At 65.7% G+C, this 12,644-nt stretch carries 4 protein-coding genes; 2 read left to right on the top strand and 2 right to left on the bottom strand.

The genetic code is table 11. From position 1 onward, the window contains the following. Positions 1-168: 168 nt before the first annotated feature. Together AC1DSJ_RS29150 and AC1DSJ_RS29155 are read right to left on the bottom strand one after the other, a co-directional pair. The gene (locus AC1DSJ_RS29150; RefSeq protein WP_175168706.1) at positions 169-900 is read right to left on the bottom strand and encodes a FadR/GntR family transcriptional regulator; all 732 of its coding nucleotides are present in this window, start codon (positions 898-900) and stop codon (positions 169-171) included. A gap of 198 nt (positions 901-1,098) precedes the next feature. Then, positions 1,099-9,855, bottom strand: coding sequence for a glycoside hydrolase family 94 protein (locus AC1DSJ_RS29155; RefSeq protein WP_441372459.1), 8,757 nt, complete (start codon positions 9,853-9,855; stop codon positions 1,099-1,101). Between the two features lie 206 nt (positions 9,856-10,061). On the opposite strand from AC1DSJ_RS29155, the gene pgi reads away from it, so the two are divergent. Both pgi and AC1DSJ_RS29165 read left to right on the top strand, forming a co-directional pair. Next, positions 10,062-11,720 carry a glucose-6-phosphate isomerase gene (gene pgi, locus AC1DSJ_RS29160; protein WP_441372460.1) on the top strand — a complete coding sequence of 553 codons (1,659 nt, stop codon included), beginning with the start codon at positions 10,062-10,064 and terminating at the stop codon, positions 11,718-11,720. Positions 11,721-11,905: 185 nt separating this feature from the next. Next, on the top strand, positions 11,906-12,622 hold the full coding sequence (locus AC1DSJ_RS29165; protein WP_175168709.1) for a Crp/Fnr family transcriptional regulator: 717 nt from the start codon (positions 11,906-11,908) through the stop codon (positions 12,620-12,622). Positions 12,623-12,644: the final 22 nt, after the last annotated feature.

Consider the following 12,644-nt stretch of genomic DNA (forward strand, 5'->3'; position numbering starts at 1 on the left):
CTGGATTTACTGGTCTTGCGGGTCTTGCACGGTCTTGCAAATTCGCGTTTCAACAGACAAGCCGATCCCCTTGCCGCAAGCAGCGCTTTTCGCGCCGGCGGTGCATGCACACGGTCGGTAAGGGGGGCGGCCTGGGCGTCAGGCCGTTGACGTTAGCGGGTCATCAAATCATCGAATCCCAACGTTGCCGAAGTCTTCGCGCAAGCGCGCCAGGATGCCGACCAGGTGGTCGTGCATGGCGTGGCGGGCGCGGATGGGATCGCGGTCGACGATGGCCGCGAGGATGCGTTCGTGTTCTTTCTGCGCTTCGCTCCACACCTTGGTGGTCACGAAGTGTTCTTCCAGCCGGTGAAACACCGGGCTCAATGTGCTCAAGTGCCAGATGTGCGAAATGGCGGCGGCCAGCGCGGCGTTGCCGCAAGCCGCGCCAATGGCGCTATGGAACGCGCGGTCGTGCACGCTGGGCGATTCGGTCAGCGACATGCCGTCGTGCGCGGCGCGAATAGCGGCAATTTGCGCGGGCGAGGCCTTTTGCGCGGCCAGCGCGGCGCATTCGGGTTCGATCAGCAGCCGCGTTTCGAGCAGGTCGAAGGGGCCGATGTCGGTCGCTTCGACACTGTCGGCCGCTGCGGGCTGGGCGGCTTCCTGGTACTTGCCGTCTTCGCGCGGCGGGCAGACAAAGACGCCGGTGCCCACGCGCACATCCACATAGCCTTCGATTTCCAGCGCAATCAGGGCCTCGCGCACCGACGCCCGGCTCACTTGCAGTTGCTCGGCCAGCTCGCGCTCGGCGGGCAAACGGCCCCCCGCGGGAAAGTCGCCAGCCTTGATGCGCGCGGCGATCTGGTCGGCAATCATGCGGTAAAGGCGGGTCGAGGCTACGGCCTGAAGGGAAGTCATCGTGGGATGCGTTGAAGGGTTCGGGGGCTAGAGGGTAATAGGTCTGGGGCGGGGATGTCTTCTGCGACGGGGCAAGGCCCTGATTTCTGTTTGGCTGCCTGATGGTCCAGTGGTCAGGCCACTGGACGAAATGTACCGGACGGCGTGGGGCTTGGGAATCCGTTAACGGCTGTTTTTGGTGGTTTTCAGGGAAAACCACTAGCCATGTTCAGCCAGCAGCCGAGTCTGCACGCGCGGAAGCTCGATATGGACTTGCCGATGTTGGCCATCGTCTTCCAGCGTGATGATGCCGTCTTCCTGGATCACCCCATCCAGCGTGACGCGCGCGGCGCCATCGCCTTCGCCATCGCCCCGTTGCGCGGTCACCGTATAGGTGGAGCGGCCGTGCCGGTAGCTGAGCGTGAACGTGTTCCAGTCGCTGGGCAGGCAGGGCAAGAAGCTGAGCGTTCCGCCGCGTAGCCGCATCCCCAGCACGGACTCAAGGATCAGCCGGTACATCAGCCCGGAAGAGCCCGTGTACCAGGTCCAGCCCCCTCGGCCCAACTGTCCGGGCGTGGTGTAGATGTCGGCGGCCATGACGTAGGGTTCGACCTTGTAGCGCGCGGCGGCCGCTGGCGAGTCCGCATGGTGGATGGGGTTCAGCATGTGCAGAAGCGACGCGACGCGGGCCTCGTCGCGCAAGGTGCAGAAGGCCATGGCGGTCCAGATGGCGGCATGGGTGTATTGGCCGCCGTTTTCGCGCACGCCCGGCACATAGCCCCGGATGTAGCCCGGGTTCATCGGGGCGGTGTCAAACGAGGGCGTCAGCAGCCGGATGAGGCCAAGCTTGTCATCGACCAGCCGGTTGGCCACCGCCTGCATGGCGGACTGCGCGCGCTCCGGCGGGGCCACGCCGGACAGCACCGCCCAGCTTTGCGAAATGGAATCGATCTGGCATTCCAGGTTCTGCGCCGAGCCTAGCGGCGTGCCGTCGTCGAAATAGGCGCGGCGATACCACTGGCCGTCCCAGCCGGCTTGCTCCAGGTCCAGCGCCAGCTGACGCGCCACGGATTCACAATAGGCGGCGAACGGCAGGTCGGCGTGCGCGCGTGCTACCCGGGCAAAGCGGTTCAGGGTGTCATGCAGGAAGAATCCCAGCCAGACGCTGACGCCGCAGCCGGCATCGCCGACTTTGTCCATGCCGTCGTTCCAGTCGCAAGACCCGATCAGGGGCAAACCATGCATGCCAAATTGGCTCAAGGCGTGGTTCAGCGCGCGTGTGCAATGGGCGTAAAGTGTGGCGGATTCGCGGGACGGCTTGGGGTGATCGTAGTTGGATGATTCGCCCGGGTTGAGCGCGCGGCCTTCGATAAAGCCCACGTCTTCCGTCAGCACGCCCATATCGCCCGTGAGTTCGACATAGTGGCTGACGGCGAACGGCAGCCACAGGTAATCGTCAGAGCACCGCGTGCGCACGCCGCGATTGGAGGGCGGATGCCACCAATGCAGCACGTCGCCCTGGACGAATTGGCGGGCCGCGCTGCGCAACAGGTGTTCGCGCGTCAGTTCCGGGCGTGCCGTGGCCAGCGCCATCACGTCTTGCAACTGGTCTCGGAAGCCATACGCGCCGCCCGACTGATAGTGCCCGCTGCGCGCCCACATGCGGCATGCCAGGGTTTGGTAGAGCAGCCAGCCGTTGGCCAGCGTGTTCAAGGCGGCGTCGGGCGTTTGGATGCGCACAACGCCCAGCGTGTCGCGCCAATACTGCCGCACGGCTTCCAGTTCGTTGGCCGCCGCGCCGGCCTCGCGGTAGCGGCGCACGAGTTCGCTTGCATGTTCCTTGCCTTGCGGCGACGCGCCCAAATGGAAGACCACCTGTTCTTCTTCGCCCTCATCCAGCGTGACGGGAACCTGGATGGCGGCGCACGGGTCCAGCGCGGCGCCGGTGCGTCCGGACAAGACGCTGCGGCGCAGCGCTTGCGGGTGGCGCATCGTGCCGTTGCGGCCAATGAATTCCTTGCGGTCGCCGGTGACGCTGCGCGCAGCGCTGCTGGTGTCGAAGAACGCTACGTGCCGCGCGAAGTCGGTGTTGAAGCTATTGCGGGCAAACAGTGCGCCGGTCTGCGCATCGACTTCGGTCGTGACGTGCATGGCCGACTTGGAGCGCAGGTCGCCCAGCACCCATTCCACATACCCCGTGACCGACAAGCGGCGGCGTCGCCCTGAGCGGTTGCGCACGGTCAGGGAATAAAACTTCACGGGCGCTTCCAGGGCCACATGCACGCACAGCCGGGATTCGATACCGTCTTCCACATGCTCGAATACCGTGTAGCCAAAGCCATGGCGGGTGACATAGGCCGACGCGCCGCCTGCGGGATAAGGCGCGGCCGACCAGACGTGGCCGCTGATTTCGTCGCGCAGGTAGAAGGCTTCGCCGCAGACGTCGGTGACGGCGTCGTTGCGCCAGGGGGTCAGCCGGAATTCGTGCGCGTTGCCGCTCCAGCTGTAGGCTTGTCCGCTTTCGGACACCACGCTGCCGAACTGAGCATTGGCGATGACGTTGACCCAGGGGGCGGGCGTGCGCTGATCGTCCGACGTGGTGATGACGTATTCCTCGCCGTCGGGCGTGAAGCCTCCCAGCCCGTTGCCGTGCAGCAGATCCGCGGGGGCCGCAGCAGGCGGAACATAGGCGCTGGGCGGCAAGGGCGGTGTCGACGTAACCAGGGGCGCGACACGGCTTTCGGGCAATGCCAGGCGGTTCACTTGGTTCGACAAGGACCCCAACGCATCGCTGAGCGACACCCGCGAGACGGCCAGCAACAGCGTCCGGTCTTCTTCCGAAATCTGATCCCCCGGCCGCACAAAAATGCCGCCCGGACGGTCGATGATGTGCGACTCCACCCCGGCGGATATCAAGCCCATCATGCGGTCTTGCAGGGCTTGACGGTAGCTGCCCGTGTCTTCGTTCCAGATCACCAGGTCCACCGCCACGCCTTTTTGCCGCCAGTAAGCGTGCGCCTGGACCAATTGACGGACCAGCTCAAAGTTGGCCGGGTCCTTGATGCGCAACAGCACAATGGGCAAATCGCCCGAGATCGCGTAGCCCCACAGCCCTGATTGCCCGCGGCGGTTCTTCAGCAGCGTGGCGGCGTCGGCGCGCAGCGCGGGGTTCTGATAGACGATGGCGTTGGCCAGGCGGGCGTACAGCTGCGCATCGGCCTCGGTTGCGTTCAACTGCCGCACGATGACCTGGGCGTGCGTCCATGCCAGTTCCAGCGCACGGTCGGCCAGGTGGCGGTCTTGATACTTGCTGATCAAATGGGTGCATGCGCTGCGGCTGTCGCCCACGCCTTGCACCAGATCAACCACGACGGTTTGTTCCGGTTGCAGCGTGATGGCGCAGCGGATGGCGGATACCGGCTCTAGCACCGGCCCTTCGCTGCCCGACAGCGGGCCGCTTGCGTCCATGGCCCGCGGATTGGCGGTGGAGCGTCCGCGGCCCAGGAACACCGCGCGGTCCGTTTCATAGGACGCGTCACCGGGCTTGCCGCCATGGATCGCCAGCAACTGGAACATCCACGGGGGGCTATCGGCGGGATTGCGGGCGCGCCGGGTGCTCAGAATGGCGCGCTCGGCCGGCAGAATTTCAGTTTGCACGAACAGGTTGCTGAAGGCGGGGTGCAGTTCGTCGGCCATGGCGGGGGCGATGACAATTTCGGTATAGCAGGTGACTTCCAGCGTACGCGTTTCACGGCTGCGGTTGGTCAGGTGGACGCGCCGCAATTCAATATCGTCTTCCGGGGAAACGACGATTTCGGTGTGCGTGTCGATCTCGTGGTCGGTGCGCTTGAATTCCGCGCGGCCTTCCGAAAAGATGACTTCGTAGTGATCGGGCCGTGTCAGGGTCGGTTGGAAAGCCGTGGACCAGAGCTTGCCACTGACGGTGTCGCGCAGATAGCAAAAGGTGCCCCAGTTGTCGCAGGTGCTGTCTTCGCGCCACCGTGTGACGGCCAGGTCTTTCCAGCGGCTGGAGCCCGCGCCGCTGTTGGTGACCATGACGTGATACCGACCGTTGGACAGCAACTGCACTTCGGGGATGGGCGTGTCGGCGGTATCCAGCACGCGCACGGACACTTCGTTTTGCCCAGCGGGCGTGCTGCGGATGACGGCAAGCTCCGCTCCCTTGGAGTGGGCGGCCGCCGCCCGTGGCACGCGCTCTTGCAGCAGCAGCATCGTGGCCTGAAACGAGGGGTCCGCTTCGAAGCGCGCCTGCATCGTGCGCCCCAGCAACACGCTTGCCATAGACAGAAAGCCCATGCCCTGGTGATGGGCCATGTAGGCATAGATGATGGTGCTGCTTTTGCCGGGCGGCTGGCGGCGCGCGGTGTAGTCGACGGCTTCGTACAGGCCATAGCGGCCAAGCACTTTGTCTTTGGCCAGGCGTTGCAGGTTGCGGCAGGCGGCATCCGGCGCCACCATCAGCGCCAGCATCGACGCATAGGGGGCGACGACAACATCATCGGCCAAGCCGCGCTTGAGCCCCAGGCCGGGCACGCCGAACGCGCGGTACTGGTAGTTCATGGCGGCGTCGAACAGGTGGTAGGCGCTTTCGGACATGCCCCACGGAATGCCCAGCTTGTCGCCGTATTCGATCTGCGCGCGCACGGCGGACTGGCAGGTCTGGTCCAGCAGCGTGTGCGGGTAGGACGGCATGACAAGCCGGGGCATCAGGTATTCGAACATCGACCCGCTCCAGGACAGCAGCACAGGGCCGCCCGAAGAGTTGTTCAGTTGCCGGCCCAGCGCGAACCAGGTTTCCTGGGGCAACTGGCCTTGGGCGATGGCGACAAAGCTGCATAGCCGCGCCTCGGAGGCGAGCAGGTCGTACAGGCCTTCGTCGCGCCGGCGTTCCGTCAGGTTGTAGCCGATGGCCAGCAGGCGGCTGCCCTTGTCGTACAGAAAGCCATATTCGGCCACGGCCATCTCGGCCGCGGTGGCGGCCAGCCGCTCAAGCACCGCGCACCGTTCGGCGGCGCGTTCGCCCGCCATGGCCACGGCCTGTTCGGTTTCAAGCAGCCAAAGGCGCTCGCCATCGGACGTGTCTTCTGCGGCCAGGCGCGCTCGCAGCGCCGGTAGCAGCGTGGCGCGCAGGCTAGCCACTTGCTGCAACGTGGGGATGGCCTGCAAGGCGGGCAGGCCGCCCCACGAGACGCCTGCGGGCGCGTCCCGCCACGGCGTGAACAGGGCCAGCTCGTCGCGCGCTTCTTCGCATTGGCGCAGCAGGGCCTGGCAGTGCCACAGGGCTTCGGCCTGGGCGGGGCCGGCGTAGCTGTCGAGCAGCCCATAGGCCAGTTCGCGCACGCGTTCGATGCCTTGTTTGGCCTGGGTCAAGGTTTTTGAACCGTGTAGGGCCTTCAGGGCCTGATCCATCCGGTCCAACGGCGTATGGCGGTCGGCGGCGACATGTTCGCGCAGCACGCCCAGCGCGTCGGCCAGGCCATCGAAGGTGCGCGGATGCAGAATCGGCGCCTGGGCCAGCGCCAGCAGTCCCGGCCGCAGCGTCAGCAGGTGACCCGCCAGATTGCCGCTGTCTACCGTAGAGATGTAAAGCGGGTTCAGCGGTTTGAGCGTCAGGGTGTCGTACCAGTTATAGAAGTGGCCCAGGTAGCGGTCCAGCGTCGCCATGGTGCCCAGCGTTGCCTGCGTGCGTTCAAGCAGCCGGCTGGCTTGCAGGTAGCCGAAGTCGTAGGCGGCCAGGTTGGCCAGCAGGGCCAGGCCCAGGTTGGTGGGCGAGGTGCGGTGTGCGGTGGTGGGCGCCGGGCGGTCCTGGACGTTGTCCGGGATCAGCCAGTTGTCTTCGGCGCCACCGTGGCCGTCGAAAAAGGACCAGGTCTTGCGCGCCAGCAGCCGCAGGAATTGTTCCTGCGCGGGCGCCAACACCGCCTTCGCCACCGCAGGAGGCCGGCTCAGGCGCCGGGCGATCAGCGGCATCAACGCCCACAGCGCCAGCACCGGCAACGCGGCAGGCCAGGCGGACGGATTCCACCGCATGACGCAGGCGCCGATCGCCAGCGCAAGCAGCGGCGAGCCCCAGATGGACAACAGCAGGGGTCCGGCCCGCGTGGTGCCTTCGCGGTTGGTGACGCTGGACGGCTTCCATTCCAGCAGGCGCCGGCCCGATACTGTGAGCCGGTACAGGGTGCGCAAGATGGCGTCCAGGCTGTACAGCGCTTCGTGCGCCAGGCAGGCAAGCGCAAAGGCGGTGCGCGCAAGCTGCTGCAAGATCGAGGGCACCCAGCCGGCCAGATGCTGCGCCAGCACCACGTCTTCTTCTTTACGCACGGCGCCCATCGCCGACGCGAACAAGCCCGGCAGAAACAGCACCATCAGGCTGGCGGTGGTCCACAACCACGGATAGGGCAGCAGCGTCCAGCCCAGCGCCATCAGCAGCACCAGGCAAGGGGCGACCAGACTGCGCCGCAGATTGTCCAGGATCTTGCAGCGGGCCAGCCACGGCAGCGGCTGGCTGGCAGGCGCGCCGGGTGTCGCAGGCGGGCGGCCGAACAGCCAGCCCAGCAGTTGCCAGTCGCCGCGTATCCAGCGGTGGCGGCGGCTGACGTCTGACGCGTAGCGCGCAGGGTGGCCTTCAAACAGTTGCACATCACTGAGCAAACCCGAGCGCGCGTAGCAACCTTCAAGCAGGTCGTGGCTAAGCACCCGGTTGTCGGGGAAGCGGTCTTTCAGCGCCGCTTCGAACGCGTCCACTTCATAGATGCCCTTACCGATAAAGGAGCCTTCCTTGAAGATGTCCTGATAGACGTCGGACACGGTGTTTGTGTAGGGATCAATGCCGGCGTCCCCGCCATGCAGGCGTGCATAGGCGGAGCCGCTCAGGTCGGCCAGGCGGACTGCCACGCGCGGTTGCAGGATGCCGTAGCCGCGCGTGACCCGTTGCCGGGCCGCATCGAACCGGGGCTGATTCAGCGGATGCGCCATCGTGCCCACCAGCTTCCACGCGCTCTCGCGGGGCAGATCGGTATCGGTGTCCAGCGTAATGACGTACTTCACGCTGGGCAGCCAACCCAGATCGCCCACCAGGCAGGAAAACGCACCCTCGCCCTGACCGCGCAGCAGCCCGTTCAGGTCGGCAAGCTTGCCGCGTTTGCGTTCGCGGCCCATCCAGACCTGTTCCCGCTCGTTCCAGCGGCGCGGCCGATGCAACAGAAAGAACGGGCTACGGCCCAACTGCCGGTACTTGTGGTTCAGCGCCTGGATGTGCGCTTTGGCGCGTTCCAGCAGCAAGGCATCGGCGGGCTGATGTTCGGTCTGCGCGTCGGCGAAATCCGTCAGCAGGCAAAAGCTGAGATTGTCTCCGGGGTTGGCCAGAAAGCGGATCTCCAGGGCTTCGCTCAGTTGTTCGCCGTCATCGGGTTCGATCAGCATGGACGGCACCGCGACCAGACAACGCGCGTCGTCCGGAATGCGTTTGGCGTAGTCCATGCGCGGCAGCCGCAGCGGCCGCACGAGCCAGGTCAGCGCCCAGTTGACGATGGCCACGGCCAGATGGCTGGTCGCCACCACCGACAACACCGCAAGCGCCGCCAATGCCCACGGGCCGACGCCCGCCGCGTGTGCGATACCCACCAATATTGCGCTGGCGGCGGCCGTGAGCAGGACGATGGCGCCCGCGTAGCCGGCCAGCGCGCAAGCGGGAGACAGGCGCGCCAACTGCGCACGCAGGCTGTGTCTCACGGCCGCCTGTTGCACGAGTTCGCGCTGCCCCTGATCCGTCAGGTAGAAGCCAACGTGCGCGCGGCGAGGATCGGCGTCGGGGCTGGGGTCACTGGCCGCCGCTGACGCCAGCGCAATGGCCAGCTCGGCGATGTCGATCTCGGTGTGGGGGGAAGCCTGGGACAGGCGCTCCACGCGGTGCCGGTAGCGATCCCGCGTGGAAAAGTCCATGTCGGCATAGACGCCGGCGGGGTCCTGGCGCAGCGTGCGTTCCACCAGGCTCACGTCTTCAACAAACTCGTTCCAGTTTGTCGTCGATAGCGCGCGCAGGCTGCCAATGCTGTTGCTGATGGAGACCTGGTCCGCTGCCTGTTGCTGGTTTTCCGCCACCACCATGTACTCGATGGTCAGATTCGACTGCGCCAGGCGCTGCTCGAACCACGTCAAGGGCAGCGCCAGCGCGGGGCCGTGCCCTTGCAGCCGCCGGGACAGTTCCGCCACGAAGGCGCCGTCGATGGGCGGATTCGAGCGCGCCATGTTGGCGATGACCAGGATCAGGCTGGTGGGGTCTTCTTCGGCCGCTTTGCGCATGGCGTCGGCCCAGGTGTCGGCCAGCCCGCGGTTCATATTGGCGTAGGCCAGGCGGATGGCCACGCGGCGCAGGTTCTCGATCAGGGCCAGCCGCATCATGATGGGGATGGCCCACAGTTCGCCCAATTGCAGCGGCGCCACCGTCTGATAGGCGCTGACGAATGCGTTGATGCCCGCGGCATCGATCCGCGCATCGCTATGCGAGATCATTTCCAACGCAATGTCGTAGGCGCGCGGCAAGCCCTGTGACGGCCCCGCTGACAGCTTGGGCAGGCTGCGGCTGTAGCCCTTGGGCAGATGGCGCTTGGCCAGCCGGATCTGCTCTTCGATCAGGTAGAAGTTGTCCAGCAGCCATTCATCGGCGGGCGTGATCTGGCGGCTTTGCTGCATGGATTCCATCAGCAGCGCGCAGGCTTCGCCCAGCAAGGTCTGGTTTTCGGTCAGGCGAGGCAGCAACTTGTCTTGCCCGCTGAAGGCGCCCACCACGTGCTCGTGCGCCAGCGCCTGGCCGTGCGCTTCCATTTGCGCGGCGTTGAACAGTTCGGCGCGCAAGGGAGGTTCGCTCTTGGCGGCGCTAAGCGTCGGCTTGCTGCGGGCGAACAAGTCTATCCACTCGGGGGCGGCCTCTAGCGAGGGCCAATCTATGGGTTTCATCGATACGTGGCCATGGGGATTCCGTCGGGGCAGCGCGCCGCCCGGGCGGGCGGCGTCCCCTCCATAGAGTGACCATGCGCGCGCGCGAGCTCTGTGCGTTACCGCACGGACGGCGTGCGCCGCTTGTGACATAACCGACCCAAACCCCGGCTAGGCGCGGGCGCAACGTCGCGACGCAGGCAGGCCGGAATGGAGGTGCGCATGCCATGGACAGACAAGCATCTGCGGGTCAGGGCGACGCCGCAACGAGCCCGGCGACCCCTGCGGGTCCCCCTTGGGCGGCGCTGTTGGGCGAGGCGGATGCGATGCGCGCCATGCATCTACGCGCCTTGTTCCTTGAAGACGCCAACCGGGGAGAGCGGCTGACGCTGGAAGCGGCCGGATGGTATCTGGATTACTCCAAACAACGCGTCACCCCCGCGACCCTGCAATGGCTGGTAGAGCTGGCCACCGAACGCGGCGTGCGGGCGCGCATCGACGCCATGTTCAACGGCGAGGCCATCAATGTCAGTGAACATCGGTCCGCGCTGCACACCGCGCTGCGGCTGCCCGCGGGCGCCAGCATGCAGATCGATGGCCGGGAAGTCGCGCCTGCCGTGCAGCGGGTGCGCAACCGGATGGCCGAGTGGGCCAACGCCGTGCGCGCCGGAACCTGTCTGGGCGGCACGGGTAAACCCATCCGCAACATCGTCAACGTGGGCATTGGCGGGTCGGCCATCGGTGTGGAGATGGCTTGCGCCGCGTTGCAGCACTACGCGCAACCCGGCCTGAATATTCGCTTCGTATCCAACATGGACGGGGCGGACTTCCAGCAGGCAACGCACGATCTGGATGCGCGCGAAACCCTGTTCGTCCTGTGTTCAAAGTCATGGCACACCGCCGAAACCCGCTACAACGCGGCCGCCGCGCGCGCCTGGTGCCGGGAAAGCATGCACGACGAATCCGCTGTGGCGGCCCACTTCCTGGCCGTCACCGGCAACCCGAGCGCGGCCATTCAAGAGGGAATCGCGCCTTTTCGGGTGTTCGACATCTGGGACTGGGTCAACGGACGTTTCTCGCTGTGCTCAGCCATGGGCTTTACGCTGATGGCCGCGATCGGGCCCGAGGGTTTTGATGACATGCTGGCCGGCTGTCATCAGATGGATATGCACTTTCACGATGCGCCGCTTGCGCGGAACCTGCCCGTCATGCACGCGCTGCTGAGCGTGTGGAACAACAATTTCCTGGACGCGCGAACCGTCGCCATCCTGCCCTACGACCACTATCTGCGTCGTTTTCCGTCGTACGTGCAGCAATTGATGATGGAGAGCAACGGTAAATCCGTCACGCAGGACGGGGCGGATGTCGCGGGCCACACCAGCCCGGTGTATTGGGGCGCGAGCGGAACGAACGGCCAGCATTCATTTCACCAGCTGCTGCATCAGGGCAGCCAGTGCGTGCCGTGCGACTTCATCGGATTTCTGACGCCGCTTGCGGCCTCGCCCCGGCAGCATGACGCGCTGCTGGCCAATATGTTTGCGCAGGCCGAGGCGCTGGCGTTTGGCCAACCCGTGGCCGACGGCGGTGAAGCGGCCCCGGCGGCGCGGCACCGCCACGTGGCCGGCAACCGTCCCAGCAACACCCTGTTGGCCAAGCGGCTGACGCCGCGCACGCTGGGCGCGCTGGTTGCGCTGTATGAGCACAGCGCCTTTACCCAAGGCGTCATCTGGAACATCGATTCGTTCGATCAATGGGGCGTGGAATTGGGCAAGACGCTGGCCTTGCGTATTGTCCAGGAGCTTGAAGCGGGCACCACCGGCATGCAAAACCACGACAGCTCCACCCGCACGCTGATGCAGAAAACCCTGGATGCCCGGCTTGGCTAAAGGGATGAGGAGGAGGGGGGGAGGGATGGCGCGCCAAGAGTGCGCTACCCTGGGATGACTCCGTTCGGTAGCGCACATAGCGCTTGCCGATTACCCCTGCCGAGCGGGTAAGGCCTATCGGAGCCCCTTCGGATGGCGTCCCGAGCATCGGGGCGCTGCAATGCGGCTTGTTGCAGGGAGCCATCATGCCTGACACCCACCATCCCACCCAGAATCATCTGCTGGCGGCGTTGCCGCCTGATGAAATGGATCGCCTGTTCCCGCAGCTAGAACGGGTCGCCATGCCGCTGGGCAAGGCGCTGTACGAACCCGGCGGACGCATGCGCCATGTTTGCTTTCCCATCGACTGCATCGTGTCGCTGTTGTGCGTGATGGAAGACGGCGCATCCACCGAAATCGCCGTGGTCGGTAACGAGGGCATTGTCGGCATCTCGTTGTTCATGGGCGGCGAAACCACGCCCAGCCGCGCCATCGTGCAAAGCGCCGGGTCGGCCTACCAACTGAAGGGCCAGGTGCTGAAAGACGAGTTCTATCGCGGCGGCCCCATGCAGCATCTGCTGTTGCGCTACACGCAGGCGTTGTTGACGCAAATGGCGCAGACCGCCGTCTGCAACCGGCATCACTCGCTGGACCAGCAGCTATGTCGGTGGTTGCTGCTGAGCCTGGACCGGCTGCGTTCAAACGAAATCATCATGACGCAGGAACTCATCGCCAACATGTTGGGTGTGCGCCGGGAAGGCGTGACGGAAGCGGCCGGGCATTTGCAGGAAGCCGGCCTGATCCGATACCGGCGAGGCCACATCGCCGTCACCGACCGGCCCGGCCTGGAGGCTCGCGTGTGCGAGTGCTATACCGTCGTCCGCCAAGAATACGAACGCCTGCTTGGCCAAGCGCTGACGTGATGCGCCCCTGACCTGGAATTCG

This window comes from Achromobacter sp. 01N37, assembly GCF_056399725.1.